Source organism: Cupriavidus sp. WKF15 (genome assembly GCF_029278605.1).
Lineage (GTDB): Bacteria > Pseudomonadota > Gammaproteobacteria > Burkholderiales > Burkholderiaceae > Cupriavidus.
This window is the reverse complement of sequence record NZ_CP119573.1, coordinates 567,874-587,604: the sequence shown is the minus strand read 5'-3', so window position 1 is coordinate 587,604 and position 19,731 is coordinate 567,874. Positions and strand designations below refer to the sequence as shown.

The 19,731-nt window shown below is 62.9% G+C and carries 16 protein-coding genes; 6 read left to right on the top strand and 10 right to left on the bottom strand.

Features of this window, described 5'->3' with window-relative positions:
* Positions 1–12: 12 nt before the first annotated feature.
* Together CupriaWKF_RS20025 and CupriaWKF_RS20020 are read left to right on the top strand one after the other, a co-directional pair.
* The gene (locus tag CupriaWKF_RS20025; RefSeq protein WP_276102513.1) at positions 13–924 is read left to right on the top strand and encodes a LysR family transcriptional regulator; all 912 of its coding nucleotides are present in this window, start codon (positions 13–15) and stop codon (positions 922–924) included.
* 54 nt (positions 925–978) lie between these two features.
* Positions 979–2,409: an aldehyde dehydrogenase family protein gene (locus CupriaWKF_RS20020; RefSeq protein WP_276102512.1), complete on the top strand. Its 1,431-nt coding sequence runs from the start codon at positions 979–981 to the stop codon at positions 2,407–2,409.
* Between the two features lie 217 nt (positions 2,410–2,626).
* On the opposite strand, the gene CupriaWKF_RS20015 is transcribed toward CupriaWKF_RS20020, so the two are convergent.
* The 9 genes from CupriaWKF_RS20015 to CupriaWKF_RS19975 form a co-directional block, all read right to left on the bottom strand.
* Complete coding sequence (locus tag CupriaWKF_RS20015; RefSeq protein WP_276102511.1) at positions 2,627–3,619, bottom strand: tripartite tricarboxylate transporter substrate binding protein; 993 nt, start codon at positions 3,617–3,619, stop codon at positions 2,627–2,629.
* A gap of 53 nt (positions 3,620–3,672) precedes the next feature.
* On the bottom strand, positions 3,673–4,434 hold the full coding sequence (locus tag CupriaWKF_RS20010) for a cupin domain-containing protein (RefSeq protein ID WP_276102510.1): 762 nt from the start codon (positions 4,432–4,434) through the stop codon (positions 3,673–3,675).
* 47 nt (positions 4,435–4,481) lie between these two features.
* Positions 4,482–5,159 (bottom strand): GntR family transcriptional regulator, encoded by a 678-nt coding sequence (locus CupriaWKF_RS20005; protein WP_346348621.1) that lies wholly within the window; start codon positions 5,157–5,159, stop codon positions 4,482–4,484.
* A gap of 134 nt (positions 5,160–5,293) precedes the next feature.
* Positions 5,294–7,081 (bottom strand): acyclic terpene utilization AtuA family protein, encoded by a 1,788-nt coding sequence (locus CupriaWKF_RS20000; protein WP_276102508.1) that lies wholly within the window; start codon positions 7,079–7,081, stop codon positions 5,294–5,296.
* A 10-nt stretch (positions 7,082–7,091) separates the two neighbouring features.
* Positions 7,092–7,859, bottom strand: a complete 768-nt coding sequence (locus tag CupriaWKF_RS19995; RefSeq protein ID WP_276102507.1) for an enoyl-CoA hydratase/isomerase family protein — start codon at positions 7,857–7,859, stop codon at positions 7,092–7,094.
* Positions 7,852–9,105 carry a CoA transferase gene (locus tag CupriaWKF_RS19990; protein WP_276103330.1) on the bottom strand — a complete coding sequence of 418 codons (1,254 nt, stop codon included), beginning with the start codon at positions 9,103–9,105 and terminating at the stop codon, positions 7,852–7,854. The genes CupriaWKF_RS19995 and CupriaWKF_RS19990 overlap by 8 nt, the downstream gene beginning before the upstream one ends.
* Before the next feature lie 98 nt (positions 9,106–9,203).
* Complete coding sequence (locus CupriaWKF_RS19985; protein ID WP_276102506.1) at positions 9,204–10,310, bottom strand: SMP-30/gluconolactonase/LRE family protein; 1,107 nt, start codon at positions 10,308–10,310, stop codon at positions 9,204–9,206.
* 133 nt (positions 10,311–10,443) lie between these two features.
* On the bottom strand, positions 10,444–10,989 hold the full coding sequence (locus tag CupriaWKF_RS19980; RefSeq protein WP_276102505.1) for a 2,4'-dihydroxyacetophenone dioxygenase family protein: 546 nt from the start codon (positions 10,987–10,989) through the stop codon (positions 10,444–10,446).
* Positions 10,990–11,239: 250 nt separating this feature from the next.
* Positions 11,240–12,064 carry a GntR family transcriptional regulator gene (locus tag CupriaWKF_RS19975; protein WP_276102504.1) on the bottom strand — a complete coding sequence of 275 codons (825 nt, stop codon included), beginning with the start codon at positions 12,062–12,064 and terminating at the stop codon, positions 11,240–11,242.
* Between the two features lie 214 nt (positions 12,065–12,278).
* Between CupriaWKF_RS19975 and CupriaWKF_RS19970 the strand changes: the two genes are divergently transcribed.
* The gene (locus tag CupriaWKF_RS19970; protein ID WP_276102503.1) at positions 12,279–12,986 is read left to right on the top strand and encodes a TetR/AcrR family transcriptional regulator; all 708 of its coding nucleotides are present in this window, start codon (positions 12,279–12,281) and stop codon (positions 12,984–12,986) included.
* Positions 12,987–12,994: 8 nt separating this feature from the next.
* Here the strand turns inward: CupriaWKF_RS19970 and CupriaWKF_RS19965 are convergent, their stop codons facing one another.
* Entirely contained in the window at positions 12,995–13,780 is a 786-nt protein-coding gene (locus tag CupriaWKF_RS19965; protein ID WP_276102502.1) for a TetR/AcrR family transcriptional regulator, read from the bottom strand.
* A gap of 482 nt (positions 13,781–14,262) precedes the next feature.
* On the opposite strand from CupriaWKF_RS19965, the gene CupriaWKF_RS19960 reads away from it, so the two are divergent.
* From CupriaWKF_RS19960 to CupriaWKF_RS19950, 3 genes are all read left to right on the top strand, one after another.
* Entirely contained in the window at positions 14,263–15,267 is a 1,005-nt protein-coding gene (locus tag CupriaWKF_RS19960) for an efflux RND transporter periplasmic adaptor subunit (RefSeq protein ID WP_276102501.1), read from the top strand.
* A complete protein-coding gene (locus CupriaWKF_RS19955; RefSeq protein ID WP_276102500.1) occupies positions 15,264–18,317 on the top strand; it encodes an efflux RND transporter permease subunit in 3,054 nt (1,017 codons plus the stop codon). Before CupriaWKF_RS19960 ends, CupriaWKF_RS19955 begins: the two co-directional genes overlap by 4 nt.
* 116 nt (positions 18,318–18,433) lie before the next feature.
* Positions 18,434–19,714: a TolC family outer membrane protein gene (locus tag CupriaWKF_RS19950; RefSeq protein WP_276102499.1), complete on the top strand. Its 1,281-nt coding sequence runs from the start codon at positions 18,434–18,436 to the stop codon at positions 19,712–19,714.
* Positions 19,715–19,731: the final 17 nt, after the last annotated feature.

Sequence of the window (19,731 nt, the reverse complement as noted above, 5' to 3'; positions counted from 1 at the left end):
GAGACATTTGCCATGCATGCCAGCATCCTCAAGTACTTTGTCGAGGTGGCCCGCTGCGGATCGATCCGCAAGGCCGCGCAGAATCTCTATGTGGCTTCCAGTGCCGTCAACCGGCAGATCCTCAAGCTGGAAGCGGAGATGGGCACCGACCTCTTCGACCGGTTGCCCAACGGCATCCGGCTGAACGCCGCGGGCGAGCGCATGCTGCGGCATATCCGCGCGACGCTCAACGACTACCACCTGATGCGTGGCGAGCTGGATGAACTGAAGGACGAGCGCAAGGGCCACCTGACCATCGTCGCGATGGATTCGCTGTTCGTGGACTTCCTGCCCGCCGCGGTCGACGACTTCTCGGAAATGTATCCCGCCGTGACCTATGCGATTGCGGCAGTGACACCTTCCGAGGTCGCGGCCAAGGTCCTGGGCGGCGAATACGACGTCGGCGTGACGTTCATGTCGAAGCTGCCCGCCGGCCTGGAAATCGCCGCGCAGGTGGCATTGCCGCCGGGCGTGGTGATGGCTTCCTCACACCCGCTTGCAAGGAAGGAGCGGCTCAGCTTTGCCGATTGCCGTGACCACGCGTTCCTTCGCCTGGAGGGGCCGTCGCCACTGCAAGGGGTGGTCTCGCCGCGCTTCGCCGAATTCTGGGACCTGGTGACGCCCAGCGTCGTCTGCAATTCGACCATCCTGCTCAAGCGCCTGGTGGCCTCGGGCCGCGGCATCTCCTTCTTCTCGAAGCTGGCCTTCGCTGACGAGATTGCGAGCGGCGAGGTGGTCTGGCGGCCCTTCGACGAGCCGAACATCAACGCACTGACCGTCGGCATCATTACGCCATGCCAGCGGGCGATGTCCAGCGTCACAACGGAGTTCGTCAGGGGTCTCGTCCACCGGCTCAAGCAGGTGGAGCTGTCCCTGACGACCTGAGCGACCATCCCGCCTGCGGGACGTGGTCACAATCCAATCAACGGAAACTAATCAGTGAAAAGCCACTACATTGGCGGCCAATGGCACGACAGCACGGACGCCGCGATCAACCACAATCCATCCGACACCAACGACGTCATCGACCACTACGCGCAGGCGAGCGCGGCGCAGGCCAGGGAAGCCATAGCCGCTGCCCGACTCGCCGCGCCTGTGTGGGCGCGCAGCACGCCGCAGCAGCGCGCGGATGCGCTGGACCGAATCGGCAGTGAAATCCTGGCCCGGCGGAAGGAACTCGGCTGGCTGCTCGCGCGTGAGGAGGGCAAGACCCTGCCCGAAGGCATTGGCGAAGTCACGCGCGCAGGCAATATCTTCAAGTTCTTTGCCGGGGAGGCGCTGCGCTTGCGCGGCGACAAGCTCGGCTCGGTGCGGCCGGGTGTGGAAATCGAGGTGACACGCGAGCCCGTGGGTACGGTCGGGATTATCGCGCCCTGGAACTTCCCGATGGCCATTCCCGCGTGGAAGATCGCGCCGGCGCTGGCGTTTGGCAACACCGTGGTGTTCAAGCCGGCCGAGATCGTGCCTGGCTGCGCCTGGGCGCTGGCGGAGATCATCAGCCGCGCCGACTTGCCGCAAGGCACCTTCAACCTCGTCATGGGTCGCGGCGCCGAGGTCGGCCAGGTACTGCTGGACGACCCCCGTGTCGACGCCATTACCTTCACCGGGTCGGTGGCCACCGGGCGTCGCGTCGCCCAGGCGGCCGCGCAGCGCATGGCCAAGGTGCAACTCGAAATGGGCGGCAAGAACCCGATGGTGGTCCTCAATGATGCCGACCTCGACATCGCCGTGGACTGCGCGGTGCAGAGCGCATTCTTTTCCACCGGCCAGCGCTGCACGGCGTCGAGCCGGCTGATCGTGGAAGAGGGCGTCTATGCGGCGTTTGTCAGCAAGCTGCAGCGGCGCACCGAGGCCCTGAAGATCGGCCACGCGCTCGAAACCGGCACTGACATCGGACCGGTGGCGAGCGCCGAGCAGCTTGCCCAGGACCTGCGCTATATCGCCATTGGACAGGAGGAGGGCGCCCGCTTGTTGTGCGGCGGTGAACAGGTCGCGCGCGCGACGCCGGGCTATTACCTGACGCCGGCGGTCTTTGTCGACTGCAGCAACGAGATGCGCATCTGCCGCGAGGAAATCTTTGGGCCGGTCGCCACTGTGATCCCGGCCCGCGACTACGAGCATGCGCTTGCGCTCGCCAACGATACCGAGTTCGGTCTAGCTGCGGGCATCTGCTCGACCTCGCTCAAGCATGTGCAGCACTTCAAGCGGCACGCCCAGGCAGGCATGGTGATGGTCAATGTGCCGACGGCCGGGGTTGATTACCATGTGCCGTTCGGTGGCCGCAAGGCGTCCAGCCTGGGCACGCGGGAGCAAGGCAGCTATGCCGCCGAGTTCTATACGGCCGTTAAGACCGCGTATATAGCTGGCTAGAAACGCCGGGTGGGCTGCCGGCGCCAGCCCAGGTCATTGCTAAGTTTGAACGGCTCCATCCTCCGGCGAACTGCCTCGACTTCCCAGCTTGGCGGGCCGTTCAAACGTCATTGCGAGACACGTACTGAGCGTTTATGTAGGCCTCGTTGTGTCTGGGCTTCTAATGCCGAACTCGCATCCGGGCCGCCATTGATTGCCTGGCGTGGCGCGCATTGCATCATTCCGGCTCGATGCCGGCGGCCTTGATCACTTTTGCCCATTTCGCTGTCTCGCTATGCATGAACGCAGCCAACTCTTCTGGCGTCGAAGGGAAGGGTTGGCCACCTGTCCGACTGAAGTGTTCGATTGCTGCAGGCCCCGTCAGCCCCTGTCGAATCATTTGGCTCATACGCGCGACGACAGGCTTTGGCGTATTGGCAGGAAAGAAGGCAGCCACCCACGCCGTCATCTCATACCCCGGCAGGCCGCTTTCCGCCATGGTTGGCACATTGCCGAGCAGGGGATTGCGACCTGATGTGGTCACGGCTACTGCGCGGAGCTTGCCGTTCTGGATCAGCGGCAGCGCTGGGTTGATGTCAGAAATCATGAAATCGACCTGATGCCCCATCAAGTCGGTCAAGGCCTGCGGCACGCCCTTATATGGCACATCCAGCGCAGGTGTGCCGCTCATCATCTTGTAGAGTTCACTGGCTACCCGCGTGGAGGAACTGCCGCTGGAAAAGGTCATCTTGCCTTGCCGGTTCTTTGCCAGTGTGGTCAGGTCTGTCACCTTCTGCACCGGGCTGTCTGACGGCACCACCAGGACCAGTCCACTTTTGGCAATCAACGACACCGGCGCGAAGTCCTTGATCGGGTCATAGGGCAGCTTCTTGAACAGGGACGCATTGGCCGCGTGGGTGGTATTTGTTGTAATGAGCATCGTGTAGCCATCGCCGGGCGCTGTCGCGACGGCCGTCGCCGCGATGAACCCGTTGGCGCCGGGACGGTTTTCTACGACGACGGACTGACCGGTTTGTGCAGTGATGGTCTGCGCGATGTAGCGCGCGGTGTTATCCGTGCCACTGCCCGCCGGAAACGGCACCACGACACGGATAGGTTTGCTCGGATACTGGCTCGGGCCAGCGGCCCACACCAATTGCGGTGCCGCGCAAGCAGCCGTGAGTCCGGACAGCATGGCGAGCATGCGTCGCCGGGAATATCGCTGGAACATCTTGTCTCCTCCCGCATCTCGGGATCTGAATGAGTTTCCTTGCCATGCTTTCGTCAGGGCAGCGGATCGTGTGCACGAATGACAATCAGCTCTCGCAGGACGCCTTCCGGTTCGAGGCTGAGTTCCGCACCGTCGGGAATGTAGACCCATTCCCCAGCTGCGGCGGCGAAGCGCTCTCCATTAATGTGGCCGTGGATCGTGCCACTGCGCACGAAGATGGCCTGCTCGGTCTCGCCAAGCCTGTGCGGCTCTGCGCCGCCATCCGGATCCAGGTCTACCGTATAGATGTCGAGAAACCGGGAGTCGACGGTCTGCCGTGTGATGACCGGTCTGATTAGCGCGCCACGGTAGTGCGGTAGCGTGATCGCATCAGCGCTGCGAGGAATGTCGAGAACTTCGGCGGCACCAGCCTGAAGGCGCGGATCGTCAGGGCCGCTTGCGAGCACTGCTGCGTTAGGATTCTCGCTATACGGCGGTGCGTAGATGACCATGACCCGTACCGGTTCGTCGCTGATGACCTCGAAGCGATGGAAGACTCCGGCCGCATTGAAGCTCCAGTCGCCTGCGCGCAAGACCTGCTGCTTGCCTGGGAGTTCGCCGAGACCCTCGCCGGCTAGCATCAACGACGCCTGCTCCAGGCCTGGGTGTGCATGCGGCAATGCACCGTTACCCCGCGAAATCGTGCCCAGCAAGACTTCGAGCCGGCGCGCACCGACGGTCTCCTTGCCGATGATGCGCTGGTTCGCCGTTCCCGTGTGGTTGGCCGGTGCGTACGCAGCCACGTCGGCGGCCCTCCGTACAAAGGCTGATGTCATGCCGATGTCTCCTCTATCGAATGGTGAAATAGTGAAATCTGTCGCGTTCAGCGGCGGCTGTCGGGGATGGCGAGCGCCGGGTAGTGCTCGGTTAGCTTGGCTGGCATCTCCACATCCAGGATGAATCGGTCGCCGCGATACCAGAACTGCCCCGCCATGAGCACATTGCCGTCGACGTCCAGCGTCGCTCGGACGATCCGGGCGATTGGCGCCCCGAAGCCATAGGCGAGATCGCGTGCCAGGATATAGTCGGCTGGCTCGACCGTCATGGTTTGCTGCATCATGCCAAGGCGATCGCCTTCGACCTGGCGAAGCAGATGAACGAGCTTGTGGTGCTTTTCGCCGCCAGGCGGAAAGCGGGCAAACACTGAGGAGGCGACGTACATCTCGATCAGGCAGAACGGCGTGCCGCCGTGCAAATGCAGCTTGCGCACCATCACATAGCTATCCAGCGGCGTGCCGCGCCTGGCCAGACCTGGCCGCAGCGCCACGCCTTTGCGCATTTCGAGGATGCGGATCTCCAACTCGCCGCCGTGGGCCGACTCGTCATTGATGGCCGAGCGCAGCCCTTCTCCGGGTGCTGACGGCTGCTTGATGACGTGGGTGCCACGACCGCGCTGGCTGTTGACTAAGCCCTCTTCCGTCAGCACCGCAAAGGCCTGGCGCACGGTTACCTTGGCGATCCCGTGAGTCTGCGCCAGCTCGTCCACGGTGGGCAGTTGCATGCCCACCGGGTACTCGCCAGAAACGATCTTGTGCCGGATGACGCTGGCGAGTTGCCGATATCGCGTCACGCCGCCTGTAACGTCGTCGGCCAGAGTGACGACCCCGTTGGCTGCCGCGTTGGACGAATTCCGCGTCACGACACCAGCTCCCGTGGCACGCGCACCGGCATGGTAAGCAGAATCTGCGCCATACCCTTGCCCAAGGGATCATTACGCAGCGATGCCATGCCGCCGCCATCCAGTGCCGAGTCGCATACGAAGTTCATAGCCTGGAAGCCGGGCAGATCGTAGCGGGTCACCGGCCCCTTGACCAAGTGACGGAGCCAGTCGGCAACACGGTCAACTGTCACCTGTGCCCGCAGCACGGGCAAATACGCCGGTCGGCGAGCAATCAGCCCGATGTTGGAGGTATCGCCCTTGTCGCCGCTGCGGCCATAAGCTAGCCGTATCAACGGGACTTCTACGGTGTCGTGTTCAGCGAGGTCCGTGCCCGATTGTTCAGCCACTGCAGGCGCGGGCACGATCGGTATTGCAGGCCCACCCAGAGGAATGGTTACGCCACTGCGTACACCGTTTATCACCACCATCGGGGTCAGGGCGCTCTTGTCGAGGAGGAACGCATACTGTCGGATCGACGGCGAGGGACTGGAACGCCCGCCGCTAGAGCCCGTCGTGCCAGCCGCCCAGCTCGTTCCCGCAGCGGCAATCTCCCGCGCAAATATTTCCAGCGCCGCCTTGTCGGGATGCATCACCGCCAGCCGCATCACCGCCTCGCGGGTATGTCGGACGGCAGCGTGCGGCCCAAAGCAGGACTCAGCTCCCAGCACCTCGATCCGGGTGCGACTGTAGTCTGCCCAGCCGTTCTCCCGGAAAAGCTCGCGCGTGCGGGCGAGAATCGCCTGCGCCGTACGTTCGGCCTTGGCGACCGCGTCGACGCCGACGATGGAAAGCTGCGCGTTGCAGCGAAAGCCGTCGACGTAGGTGGCGCAGACTTTGTAGGCATTGCCCGGGGCCCGTCCCCGTGCGCCGCTGACCTCGACGAGGTCCGGTGCGGCCTGCCGGAGGGCGACCTGCGTGAAATCGCAGGTGACGTCGGGCAGCAGGTAGTTGGCCGGGTCGCCGATCTCATACAACACCTGCTCGCCCACCGTCGCGGTATTGACCAGTCCCCCGGTGGCGGGGGGCTTGCCGACAAGGAACGTGCCGTCGGCATGGCACTCGACGATCGGATAGCCGATGTTGTGCCAGTCCGGAACGCTTTCCCAGTCGGTATGCAATCCGCCGGTTGCCTGGCAACCGCACTCGATGATGTGGCCGGCCAGACTGCCTTGCGCCAGGCGATCATAGTCGTCCGCCTGCCAACCGAACTCGTGCATCAGCACGCCGAGTGTCACGGCACTGTCCACGCAGCGTCCGGTGATGACGATCTGTGCCCCCTGGTCCAGCGCCTGCCTGATCGGCAACGCGCCCAGATAGGCATTGGCGCTAACCACCTTTTCCGGGAGGGGGGCGCCTTTCTGCATGTCTCGAGTACCGGCTTCGCGCAGCTGGGGAAGCAGTGGCATCACGTCATCGCCTTCGACCACGGCGATGTTCAGTGCCAGGCCCTGTTCGGCTGCCAGAGTGGCAATGGCCTGGGCACAGCCGTGCGGATTCATGCCACCGGCGTTGCTGACTACACGGATCCCGCGTGCGGCAATCTCTGCGAGCAGGGCCTTCATTGTCACCGTCACGAAATCGGTGGCGTAACCGAGTTCCGGCTTGCGCAATCGGGCTGCGGCCAGGATCGACATGGTCAGCTCGGCCAGGTAGTCGAAAACCAGGTAATCGATATCGCCGTGGCGCACCAGCTGTGGCGCGCCAACGCTGCTGTCGCCCCAGAAGCCGGAAGCCCCGCCAATGCGTACCGTTTTCGTGTTCATTCCCATCTCCCTATCTGCCAGTCCACATGGGCTGGCGCTTCTCGCGGAATGCCAGCTGGCCTTCGCGCGCATCCTCGGTCAGTGCAAAGAGCCCGATCTGGCTTTCCGTGAATGCCATGGACTGCTCGAACGACATGGCTTCCACGTGCTTGAGCGTGTACAGCCCGCGACGGATGGCGGCCGGCGATTTGTTCAGCAGGCGGGCCAGCAACCGGTCCAGCTCGGCGTCGAGATCCTCGCTGACGTAGTTGAGCAGTCCGGCGGCGAGCGCTTCCCTCGCCGAAAACGGCTCGCCGCACAGGCATATTTCGGTGAGCCTGCGACGTGGCACCACGTGCTGCAGCACGCTGAGGACCTGCGCCGGAAACAGGCCTACCTTGACTTCCGGCAGGCCGAAGACAGCGCTTTCGCTCGCAACGGCCAGATCGCACATCGCCATCAGTCCCATGCCACCCGCCATGCAGGCCCCATTGACGCGCGCAATCAGCGGCACGGTTGACTGCCTGGCGCAGCGGAACAGGTTCGCCATTCCCTGGTAGGGATCGGCGTAATCGAACGTGAAGGATGTTCCGGTCTGCAGATCGGCGCCGGCGCAGAATGCCTGCTCGCCAATGCCCGTAATGATCACAGCGCGGATGTCGGCATCGCGATTGGCGCGCAGGATGCCGTCGCAGATTCCCTGCAGCACTGCCGGCGTGATGGCATTGCGGCGCTGCGGGCGGTTGATGGTCAGGTAGAGTGCCGCATCCCGGACCTCGCACAGCAACTCATCATTCATGGCGGGGTTCTCCCTGGGTTTTTAGCGCTATTGACCCATCCCCCAAGATCCCCGATGCGAACAGCGTATCAATGGCGGTATCGTCGTAGCCGGCCTCACGCAGAACTTCACGGCTGTGCTCGCCCAGCCGGGGCGCATGGCGTCGGCTTGTCGGTGGGGTGCCATGCCATTCGCTGGGCACCGCCATCTCGCGGATACGGCCGACAGCCGGGTGGTGAGATTCGCTGAAGAAGCCGATATCCTGCAAATGAGGATCGTCCAGCAGCGACTCGAACGTGTGCATCGGAAAGACCGGAACATCGGCCTCCTTGAGCAGGATATGCCATTCCTGGGTGGTGCGCTTGGCCATTTCGTCGCTGACCATGGCATACAGGTCGGTGATATTGGCGGTACGGGTGTTGATGTTGGCGAGGCGCGGATCGGAGCCATACAAGTCCGCCTTGCCAATGACTTTGAGGAAGGCCTTCCAATGATGATCGTGATAGATGAGGCAGCAGACATGCCCGTCCTTCGTCCGGTACGGGCGCCTCTCTGGCGAGAGCAGGCGCGGATAGCCGAAGCCGCCCTTTGCCGGGACGAAGGTCTCGCCATACAGGTGGTCCCCCATCACATAGGGCACCATTGTCTCGAACATCGGGACATCGACACGCTGACCCTTGCCGGTGCTGATGCGCGAATACAAGGCGGCGCAGATCACGCCGAAAGCATAGAGTCCGACCGAGCGATCGGCGATAGTGATTGGCAGATAGCGAGGGCTGTCGCCACTGCCCAGCGAAACGGCCAGCGGCAGGCCGGTCGCGGCCTGGATCAGATCGTCGAAGGCAGCTTGCGGCGCGTACCGGCCCCGCTGCGAAAAGCCGAACATGCCAACATAGACCAGGCGTGGATTGATGGCCGAGAGCGTTTCATAGTCCAGCCCCAGCCGCTGCATGGCCTGTGGGCGCACGTTGTAGGCCAACACGTCGGCATCCCGCACCAGGCGGAGCAGGGCCTCTCGCCCCTGCGGCGCTTTCAGGTCAAGCACGATGCTGCGCTTGTTGCGGTTCAGGCCCAGGAAGAGCGGCCCCAGCTTTTCATCGCCACAGGGACCGATGCCGCGCGTGCTGTCTCCGCCCGGCGCCTCGACCTTGATCACGTCGGCGCCAAGGTCAGCCAGCATCTGGGTGGCTGAAGGCCCCATGAAGACTGACGTGATGTCAACCACTTTCACGCCGGCCAGAGGCCCGTTTGTCTGATCTTTCTTCATTTCCTTTTCATCTCGGTGGGGCGATGTGTGGCGGCTGGCATGAGGGACACCGTTGCCTGCCGACTGGCCGCGACATCCGGCTTGCAACAACAGATCGATCATCGGTCCGTCTCCGGGCTGGTCAGCTCGGGTATCCGCTTCTTGATTTTCGAGATGGTGTGGAGCCTCACCCGCTGCGCCCACGGCCCGTCGATGGTGCGCAGATTCTTGCCCGCAAGATGTGCGAGGCCAAGCTCGTCACTGAGTTTCGCAATAGACGTCTCGACATCGAGCGAGAGGTTGGTGACAAGAACGTCGCCGCCGTGGAAGACGAGGCTGTTCGACCAGAGAAAGCCGATGGGTGCTCCCTTGCGGTCGATGCCGCCGAAGTCGCCGAGCTTGGCAATTACCTGCCCCTTCGTTGGCTCGAGCACCTGAATCTCGTTGGACTGATTGCAGGCGATCCAGAGATTGTCGTGCTCGTCGATGATCAGGCCGTCGGGTCCGCCGCCGATGCGGTTGACGAAGACTTCGGGCGTGCCGGGCTCCAGCGTCGCGCCCGTTACGGGGATCCTGACAACGACGTCATTCGCCGTATTGGCGACGAACAAAGCCGTCTTCTTGTTGTTGAACGCCAGGCCATTGGCGCCGATGGTCGGAGGTATCCGTGTGGGCTTCAAAAGCGCGCTGGTGACCCAGGGGGATGCTTCGCCGCCGTGCGGCCCGACTTTCCAGATGATGCCCTGGTGAGCGTCGGTCACGTAGACGTTCCCCGCAGGATCGAACGTCATCCCGTCGAGACCGGGGTTCTTTCCGGAAACTGTCATGAACACGGACGAGACACCCGTCCTCGGGTCGACGCTCAGGACCTTCGCGCCCAGATAGTCGACGATGAGCAATTGGCCCGTCGCAGGATGGAATCCGAGGTCGAGCAACATTCTGCTCGCGCCCTTGATGCTGACAGTGCGCAAGTGCTTTCCATGAGCGTCAAACACAATGAGCGATCCCTCGCTCGTGCTCGGTTTGTTCACCGCTACCGTGACGACGTAGACGTTCCCCTCGCGGTCCACGGTGATGCCCTCGGGATGTGCCTCACCCGCGGGCAACGTGGCAAATGTCTCAACCTTGCCGCGCTCCCACGCTCTTGCGGCTATCGGCGTCGATAGCAACGCGAGCAGAATCAGCGTCGGCAGTATCGGCATACTCGGGGCTTTGATCATTCTCATGTTGCACTCGCTCAATCCTGCGGATCGACAGGTCGTTACTGATTGATCTGATCGGTGTCGTACGCTGGCCGGTAAGGATCAGGGGACGGCACCGCGCAGGCCGACGGGCGGCCCGCCTGTCAGTCGCCTTTTCTCACTCCATAACGTCGGCGCCGTTGCCGCGGACGTAGGGCACCGGTCCGATGCCGCGCGCCGCGGCGAGAGTCTGGATCGCGTACTGGATCGAGAGCGCGTCATTGAGCGAGTGGAACGTGCCGTCCTCGTTGAAGCTCACTTGCGCGCCTTCGATCCAGGCAATGGTGATCGTGTCCTCGGTGTTGTCTTCCGGGGTGTAGAAGGTGTGCACCGAGCCGCCGGGCTCGTACAGGTAGGAGCCCGCCGTCTGCGGCTGGTCAGGGTACTCGCGGTACTTCCAGCAGCCCTGGATCGTCCACACCTGCGCCGTACCGGTGTGGTAGTGAATTGGCAAGGAACAACCGGGTTCGACGATGGCCATGAAGACCCACTCTCCGCGCTCCGGGTCGAGGCGCAGCGGCTTGATATGGATGCCCGGAAATACATCTTTGATGAGCGGGATCTGCTCGATGTTGACGGTCAGGAGCTTGTCCTGCGGCAGCGCGGGCAGCGGCAGCGGCGCGCCGGAGGACGTGAACGGTTGGGTCGCGGGTCTTGCGGTCATTGTATTGTTCCTTTCACTGGCAAAAATTGAGAGCGGAAACTGTCCTTTGGTGGAACACAAGCGGCAGTCAAACTGGCAATGCACTTCAGGCTGGGGCGGCGGCAAAGCGCCGATGAAGGCGGGCGGCCAGTTCGACGATAAAGCGTGGGCTGTCGTCGGCAGCCCGAATGCACTTAAACTCCTAAAGTTCTAATGATGGGAGTTTAGGGTCCGCAAAAGAAATGTCCACCCGTTGTTTACCCTGAATCCTTTAGCTTTGCTTGCGCTCGCCAGCTTTCCGCCATTGAGGCTCGGTGATGGCGGGTACTGTTTTCAACGCGGAGGCGGGGATATCAATCTCGGAGACGTAACGGTCACCTCGATACCAGGTGACGCCGGCGTACAGAACGGTGCCTTTGCCGTCAAGAAGTCGCCTCGACATCTTTGCGACGGGGGAGGCGAAAGGGATTTTCAGCATGTCGCACAGAGGAAAATCCGCCGGCATCACGGTTGTGCGTTGGCGTACACGCTTGTTTCGCGAACCCTGTTCGTCAAGGACCGCGGCGAGAAGCTTCCTTTTTTTGGCGATGTCCTTGGGCAACGAGTCGAAGACCTGGGCCAACACATAAATCTCCGCATAGCAAAACGGCTCGCTGGAGTAGGTGTGCAGCTTGCGGACGCAGACATAGTCGCCGCTCGACTGATCGCCCGGTCCGAGCAGCGCCTGCGGCACTCGGGCGTCGCGCCGGACTTCAAGGACTTCAAAGCCCAGCGCCTCCGGCGCGGCAAAGGGATCGTTGATTGCCAGTTCGATGTCGCCGGTGGCTGCGGGGACAGCAGCCACGTGGGTGCCGACACCCCGCTGGCTACGGATCAGTCCTTCCTGTGAAAGCAATTCATAAGCCTGCCGGACGGTGACGACGGCCACGCCCAGGTCGGCCGCTAGGTGCGTGATCGGCGGCAGCAGCATGCCAAGCGGATACTCGCCCTTTGCGATCCGGTGCCTCAGCAACGAAGCCAGCCGCTGATATTGCGTAACGCCTCGTGCAGCTAATAGCTCTGGGCGTTCTATCCCCGTAGTTTGATCGTCCGCCATTCCAATTGCCTACCATTCAGACAGTGGAGTATGCACCAGAAGAACGGACCAAAGTACGGTGTGTCTTCTCTTGGGGGCTGGAGACTCATTCCTGCCATACAGATGGCCTCTGTTTCGGCGACGCACGGCCGGCCGCGTCGCAGACTCGCCGTGCCGGCCGACATCCACCCGGAACTGGTAAACTCGGCGGCTTCTGGATGGCTATGACCCCAAGATGCCTGCCGCTGTCTCCCCCACCGATCACCGTCCCCGCGTCGCCGCCGAACGACGCGCCCGCATGCGCAAACGGCTGCTGGAAAGCGCGATGATCGTGTTCGCGCAGAAAGGTCTGGGGGCGAGCGTCATTCCGGAAGTGGTCGCTGCGGCGGAAGTCTCGAAAGGCTCCTTCTACAATTATTTCCGCACCAACGAGGAAGTGCTCGCAGGGGTCAGCGAGGAATTGAGCAATGAGATGCTGGCGCTGATCGAAGGCGCCGTGGGCGAGATAGAAGACCCTGCGCTGCGAGTTGCCACCGGCGTCCGATCGTACCTGCATCTGGTGCGGTCCTATCCGGTCGTCGGCCGCTTTCTTTGCAGCGCCGGCCTTAGCCTGGTCGGCAAGGGCAGTGCCATGTTCGACTACCTGCCGCCGGACCTCAAGGAAGGCCAGAAGCGAGGATTCTTCAGCCCCATGCCGGTCGACGCCGCTGTCGACCTGATCGCGGGCACCTGCCTCATTGCCGTGCATCGAATGACTAACAGTCGTACGGCCAAGCGCTATCCGGAAACGCTTGTCGAGGCCATGCTGCGCGGGCTCGGCATCGGCGCAGCCATGGCCCACGCCTTGACAGAAGCGCCCATGCCAAAGCTGACAGCACCGCCCGAATCGATGCTGGCCAAGACGCAGGCACGAATGGAGTCCGCGAACGGTGCCTCCGCCTGACTCATCGGCTACGGAAAGGGTTGTACGCGGACAGTTTCATCTACCGCAATACCAAGGGTAGCGGCCAAGGCCCCGACAAGCTGAGCTTCGTCTCCATCGGGCAACGTCCTCGCGATTTCGTCGGCGCTATGCGAGTCGATCCCTAGCGCGCGTAGCGCCATCGCGGCCGCTTGCTCCGAATAGTCTTCCCGGCTATCCGATTCCTGCATTCTCTGGATCGTGCCCAGCACGGCGCCGACAACGATATTGAGCGCGATGGCCATCGGCATACGCGTGAAGCGCCCTTGTCGGAAGCCCTCCTCGATGTCAGTGCGCACAAACTCCAGCATATTCGGCCCCTGCTCGCCTGGCCATCCCACATCCACCAGAAAGTCAGCCACGGCTGAGTAGTGCAATGCAAGCCGCGACGCGAGCTGAATGCCGCGTGCCACCAGGCGAGCCGGATCGTCAATTCCGCGTACCAGAGGATCAACGGTGCGGACGATCTGGTTGGCAATCTCAGTGGCCAACTCCCGGATAAGGACATCTGGAGACGCGAAGTACTTGTAAAACGTCCCCCGGGACACCCCTGCCTCCCGGATCACGTCGTCCACCGACATGGCGGCGTGGCCCTTGCTCGCTACCAGCTTCAGTGCACTGTTCAGAAGCCGCCAACGCATTCGCTCGCGACGTTCAGCGCCGACGCGCTGGCGGTGGTCCATGTGCGGCAGCGGACTTTCGACACCTGAATGCTCGTTCGGCGGAACTTCCTGTCGCTCCGCCTCGGTCTTCGATGAGATAGCCGTCTTTGTCATGATGTAGTTATCGTCATTATGAAAGTTTCAACTCCGCGTCGTCTTCTCGTTGCGTCGCGTGATACGCAAGGCTGACATCACACGCCGACCTTGGCGGCCGTAGCGACGGTGAGACGAAGGTAAAACCCGTCAAGGCTCATTGCAGTCTTCGCACACGGCCTGCCGCCCACTTTTCTAATAATACACTAATCGTCATCCTGACAAAACGTAAAGGATGATATATAGTTCGTTCCGTCGATACCGACGCCCCCGTCCCGGAGCACTACCTCATCAGGTAATCCGGACTGCATGCGGCTCGACGCACTTTTGGCGGATTGGCGCACGGTGGCCAGGACCCCACAACGGCCGCCCCTGCAGCGGATCTGAAAGGAAGGCATAAATTGACCCTGAACCCTAGAACCCTAGCCCTTACACTGATCGCGGCCTGCGCAGTCGCCGCGTGTTCTCAGGCCGAGCCGCCTCAGCATGAGGAAGTGCGTCCGGTGCGCACCATCATTGCTGGTCAGACGCCAGGCACTGTCGGCGCCAGCTATTCAGGTGAAATCCGCGCCCGGTACGAGAGCCGACTTGGCTTCCGCACGGGCGGGAAGATCGTCGCGCGGCTCGTCGACGTGGGCGCCCATGTCAAGCGCGGACAGGTATTACTACGGCTTGATCCGACGCAGGAGGCCCTGCAAGTGACAGCCGCGGCCGCTGATGTCGATGCGGCGCGCAGCCGGGTCGCGCAGGCGCGTGTGGACGTAAAGCGAATCGAACAACTGCTGGCGCGCAATTTTGCTTCGCAGGCAGAGCTGGACCAGCAGCGACTTGTGCTTGACCAGTCCGAAGCGCAATTGCGTTCAGCGCTTGCGCATCAGAGGTTGAATGCAAACCAGGAGGGGTTCACCACGCTGGTGGCAGACCGCGACGGGGTGGTCAGCGCGATTAGCGCCGAGGCCGGCCAGGTCGTCTCGCCAGGGCAGTCCGTCGTGACAGTGGCCGCGGACGGTGAGCGCGAGGTGGCGATCAGCATTCCTGAGTCCCGCGTTGAAGAACTGCGCAAGGCCAAGTCCTTGCAGATTTCGGTCTGGGCCCATCCGGACAAGGCGTGGACCGGCACGCTGCGTGAGCTGGCCCCGGACACCGATAGCGTGACACGCACCTATTCAGCCCGCATTTCGATTCAGCATCCAGATGAGACGCTGCTTCGACTCGGCATGACGGCGTCGGTGTTCGCGCCAGACGTAGACGGAAACCGCGCGATCCGGCTGCCGTTGACCGCGATCGTGGATCGCGACGGCAGTCGCCAGGTATGGATCATTCCTCCCAAAAGCGGGCGTGTCCAGGCGCGCGATGTCCAGCTTGGCAGCGCGCAGAAGGACAGCGTGCTGGTCACGGCTGGCCTTTTCGGCGGCGAAACCGTGGTGACGGCCGGCGTGCATATGCTCAAGGCTGGCCAACGCGTCAAAGTCGTGGAAGCTGCGGCCCAGGCAGGGAGCGACAAATGAAAGGTATCAACCTCTCTGAATGGGCGCTCAAACATCAGCAGATGATCGCCTTCCTGCTGTTGCTCCTGGCCGTGACCGGCATCCTGGCTTACACCAGCCTGGGCCAGAAGGAAGACCCCGAGTTCACCATCAAGACCATGGTGGTGCAGGCCTACTGGCCCGGCAGTTCGGCGCAGCAGATGTCCGATCAGGTCACCGACAAGATCGAGCGCAAGCTACAGGAAGTCGCCGAGATCGACTACACGTCCAGCTATGTGAAGCCGGGCGAGACTCAGGTCAAGGTCAACCTGCGCGAGGACGTCCCGCCCAAAGCGGTTCCCGACGTCTGGTACCAGGTACGCAAGAAGCTGGGCGATATCCGCCAGACCCTGCCGCAAGGCACGCAAGGCCCGTTCTTCAACGACGAGTTTGGCGATACCTTCGGCAACATGTATGCGTTGACCGGCGACGGCTTCACCTATGAGGACCTGCGCCGCTTTGCCGACGCCGCGCGCAATGAGTTTCTGCGCGTGTCCGATGTCAACAAGGTGGACCTGATCGGCAAGCAGGAAGAGAAGATCTACGTGGAGATGTCCACCGCCAAACTGGCATCGCTCGGCCTGGATCCCGCCCTCATCGCCTCGACGCTGGCCCAGACCAACGCAGTGACCGCTGCCGGCACGGTACAGACCACGAGCGAGCAGGTGCGCCTGACAGTGGGTGGTGAGTTTGATTCGGTCGAAACTATCCGCGCGATCGGCATTCATGCCGGTGACAGGACGTTCCGGCTTGGCGACATTGCCGATGTCCACCGAGGCTTTATCGAGCCGGCAGCACAACGCATGCGTTTCAACGGCACCGAGACGATGGGCCTGGCGGTGAGCATGCGCAAGGGGGGCGATGTGATCCACCTGGGCCAGCAACTTGACGAAACCGTGCGGCGTATCCGTGCCGAACTGCCAGTCGGCGTGGAGATTCATGCCGTCAGCGACCAGCCGCGTGTGGTCGAGCACTCGGTCTTCGAGTTCAAGAAGAGCCTGGCCGAGGCCGTGGTGATCGTGCTGGCCGTCAGCTTCTTCTCACTGGGCGTGCGCAGTGGGCTGGTGGTGGCCATGAGCATCCCGCTGGTCCTGGCCATGACCTTTCTTGCGATGTATGTGCTCGGCATAGACCTGCAGCGGATTTCGCTGGGCGCCCTGATCATTGCACTGGGTCTGTTGGTGGACGACGCGATCATCGCCGTCGAGATGATGGCCTTGAAGCTTGAACAGGGCTGGGACAAGTTCCGCGCCGCCACCTACGCCTATACGGCGACCGCGTTCCCGATGTTGACGGGCACGCTTATCACTGCAGCAGGCTTCCTGCCGGTGGGCTTCGCCAAGTCAGGAACCGGTGAGTACGTGTTTTCGCTGTTTCAGGTCGTAGGCATTTCCCTGTTGCTGTCGTGGGTGGTCGCGGTTCTGTTCACGCCATATATCGGCTTCAAGCTGCTCAAGCAGGAAGCGCATGCCTCGCACGACGAAGATGCGGTGTATCAGCGCGGCTTCTACGTCAAGTTTCGCCACTTCATCGACTTCTGCCTGGGCCACCGTCGCTGGGTGATCGCCATTACGTTCGCGGCATTTGCCGGCTCGCTGGCGCTGTTCAAGTTCGTGCCGCAGCAGTTCTTCCCGGCATCGGACCGCCCCGAGCTGATCGTCGATCTGTGGATGCCCAAGGCCTCGACGTTCGACGCCAGCGAGCGCGAAGTCCGTGATCTCGAACGCCTGCTCAAGCGCGACGCCGATATCGAAGCCGTCACGAGTTTCGTTGGCAATGGCGCGCCCCGGTTCTACCTGCCGCTGGACGTACAGACGCCCAATCTGAACCTGGGCGAGCTGATGATCATGACCAAGGGTGGCGAGGCACGCGAACGTGTCATGGCGAAGATCGACAAGCTCTTTGACGAGCGCTTCGCGAACGTGCGTGGCCGCGTTCTGCGGCTGGAGAATGGTCCGCCCGTGGGTTATCCCGTCCAGTTCCGCGTCTACGGCAGCGACAACGCCAAGGTTCGGGAAATCGGTGAACGCGTGGCGGCCATCATGCGGGATAACCCGAACCTGCGCCGGGTCAATGTCGACTGGGGCGAGCGGGTCAAGCGCATGCAGGTCGATGTCGACCAGGACAAGGCACGTGTGCTCGGGGTCAGCTCCGGCCAGATCAAGGAGGCACTGCAGGCGTCGCTGTCCGGCACGCCGGTCACCCAATACCGCGAAGGGGACCAAGGGCTCGACGTGGTCGCTCGCCTTGTTGAGGCTGAACGCACCGACCTGAATAACCTCAAGGATGCAAAGATCTACCTTCGCGACGGAAAGTTCGTGCCGGTTTCGCAGGTCGCAAGGCTGTCGCTGCAGAGCGAGGACAGCGAGCTGTGGCGGCGCAACCGCATCCCGACGCTGACCGTACGTGCCGACGTCTCGGGTGCCCAGGCGCCGGACATTACGCGGGCGCTGATGCCAAAGATCGAGGCACTGACCAAGGGACTGCCGCTGGGTTATGGCATCGACGTCGGTGGCGCGACCGAATCGAGTGCGAAAGCGCAGAAGTCCGTGTTCGCCGTCATGCCGGTGACCGTCATCATCGTGCTCTTGCTGCTGATGATCCAGCTGCAGGACATGAAGAAGATGGGGCTGGTGCTGCTGACGGCGCCGCTGGGCCTGATCGGCGTGAGCGCGATCATGGTGGCCTTCCGCATTCCCTTCGGTTTCGTGGCCATGCTCGGGGTGATTGCGCTGGCCGGCATGATTATCCGCAACTCGGTGATTCTCGTGGTGCAGATTGACCAGGACGTGGCGGCGGGCGTGCCGCTGTGGACGGCCATCGTTGAATCCGCCGTACGCCGGCTGCGGCCAATCGTACTGACCGCGCTGGCCGCCATTCTCGGCATGGTGCCGTTGACCCACTCGGTGTTCTGGGGCCCGATGGCCTGGGCCATTATGGGCGGCCTCGCCGTGGCAACTCTGCTGACACTGGTGTTCCTGCCTGCACTGTACGCGACCTGCTACCGCGCCCAACGCGCGAGCGCGGACTGACGGGCATTCAAGACAAAAGAGTTTTCGCAATGATGACCATTAAAAACTCCGCCCGATGGGCGGCACAGGCGGCGTTCGCCCTTTTTCTGACGGCTGGGGCCGGACAGGCGGGTGCGATGGACCTGGTTGAAGCCTATTCGCAGGCATTGCACAACGATCCGGCAACACTCGCCGCCGACGAGGCGCTCACCGCCGGCCGCGAGAAGGCGGTGCAGGGCAACGCATTACTGCGTCCGCGCGTCAACCTGCAGGCCGGCGTGTCCAGGATCAACAATCGCTCTTCCGCCGACTTGCCCGCATCGCTGTCCGGGCTGGCCCCGTCCAATACCAATGGCACGGTCCGGCAGGCCTCGGTGCAGCTGGTGCAACCGCTCTACGACAAGGCCGCGGGGGCGACCCGGCGGCAGTGGCGCGAGCAGTCCGAACTCGCGCAGACGCAGTTCGATCACTCGCGGGAAAATCTAGCGCTGCGGGTGGCTGATGCCTATTTCGGTGTCCTGGTGGCGGAAGAGACGCTGCGCGTGGTACAGGCCGAAAAGCGCGCGCTGGGACAGCAGCGTGACCGTGCCAAGGCGCGCTTTGACGTGGGCCAGGGCAAGATCACGGACCTGCAAGAGGCCCAGGCACGGCTCGACGGCGTGGAAGCGCGGGAAGTGTCGGCCAAGTCGGCGCTCGAACTGCGACGCACGAGTTATCGCGAGACGATTGGGGTTGCGCCCGATCGGCTCTCGCCCCTGGCGCCTGCCTTCGCCGCGCAGCCGCCGCTGCCGGACGATCTGAGTGCCTGGCAAATGAAGGGCGAGAACCAGAACACGGCGGTCAAGACCAGGCAATCCGAACTGGAAATTGCCGGGGCGGAAATCGACAAGTTTCGCCTCGCGAGCCGGCCGACGCTGAACCTGGTGGCCGGCTATGGCACCGAGGACCAGAACGGCAACCTGTCGCCGCTGGTGGCGCGGGAGGGCAACCGCACGGCGCTGATCGGACTCCAGCTCAATATCCCGATTTACGCCGGCGGCGGGATCGACTCGCGCGAGCGCGAGGCCGCCGCAAAGCGGCGCCAGGCCGAGCAGGAGCTTGCAGCGGCGCGGCGTGACGTGCGTTTGCAGGTGCAGGACGGGTTCCTGGCGGTAAAGACTGGTGTGTCTCGCATCTCCGCGCTCGATCAGGCGCTCGTGTCTGCGCGCAGCGCCCTGGAGTCAACCACTCTCGGGCGCGACGTGGGCACGCGTACGCAACTGGACGTGCTTGACGCGCAGCAACGCATGTATCGCGCAGAGCTGGATCTGATCCAGGCACGCGTCGACTATCTGATGGGTCGCCTCCGGCTCGAAGCGGCGGCCGGCGAACTGAATGAGGACAGCCTGCGTGCATTGAGCGTGTGGCTGGCGTCGTGATGCGCGAGGCGCTGCGG

Coding starts and splice junctions, on each gene's coding strand:
- CupriaWKF_RS20025 (WP_276102513.1), top strand. CDS start 13: ATGCATGCCAGCATCCTCAAGTACTTTGTCGAGGTGGCCCGCTGCGGA.
- CupriaWKF_RS20015 (WP_276102511.1), bottom strand. CDS start 3,619: ATGTTCCAGCGATATTCCCGGCGACGCATGCTCGCCATGCTGTCCGGA.
- CupriaWKF_RS20010 (WP_276102510.1), bottom strand. CDS start 4,434: ATGACATCAGCCTTTGTACGGAGGGCCGCCGACGTGGCTGCGTACGCA.
- CupriaWKF_RS20005 (WP_346348621.1), bottom strand. CDS start 5,159: ATGCAACTGCCCACCGTGGACGAGCTGGCGCAGACTCACGGGATCGCC.
- CupriaWKF_RS20000 (WP_276102508.1), bottom strand. CDS start 7,081: ATGAACACGAAAACGGTACGCATTGGCGGGGCTTCCGGCTTCTGGGGC.
- CupriaWKF_RS19995 (WP_276102507.1), bottom strand. CDS start 7,859: ATGAATGATGAGTTGCTGTGCGAGGTCCGGGATGCGGCACTCTACCTG.
- CupriaWKF_RS19990 (WP_276103330.1), bottom strand. CDS start 9,105: ATGAAGAAAGATCAGACAAACGGGCCTCTGGCCGGCGTGAAAGTGGTT.
- CupriaWKF_RS19985 (WP_276102506.1), bottom strand. CDS start 10,310: ATGAGAATGATCAAAGCCCCGAGTATGCCGATACTGCCGACGCTGATT.
- CupriaWKF_RS19980 (WP_276102505.1), bottom strand. CDS start 10,989: ATGACCGCAAGACCCGCGACCCAACCGTTCACGTCCTCCGGCGCGCCG.
- CupriaWKF_RS19975 (WP_276102504.1), bottom strand. CDS start 12,064: ATGGCGGACGATCAAACTACGGGGATAGAACGCCCAGAGCTATTAGCT.
- CupriaWKF_RS19970 (WP_276102503.1), top strand. CDS start 12,279: ATGCCTGCCGCTGTCTCCCCCACCGATCACCGTCCCCGCGTCGCCGCC.
- CupriaWKF_RS19965 (WP_276102502.1), bottom strand. CDS start 13,780: ATGACAAAGACGGCTATCTCATCGAAGACCGAGGCGGAGCGACAGGAA.
- CupriaWKF_RS19955 (WP_276102500.1), top strand. CDS start 15,264: ATGAAAGGTATCAACCTCTCTGAATGGGCGCTCAAACATCAGCAGATG.
- CupriaWKF_RS19950 (WP_276102499.1), top strand. CDS start 18,434: ATGGACCTGGTTGAAGCCTATTCGCAGGCATTGCACAACGATCCGGCA.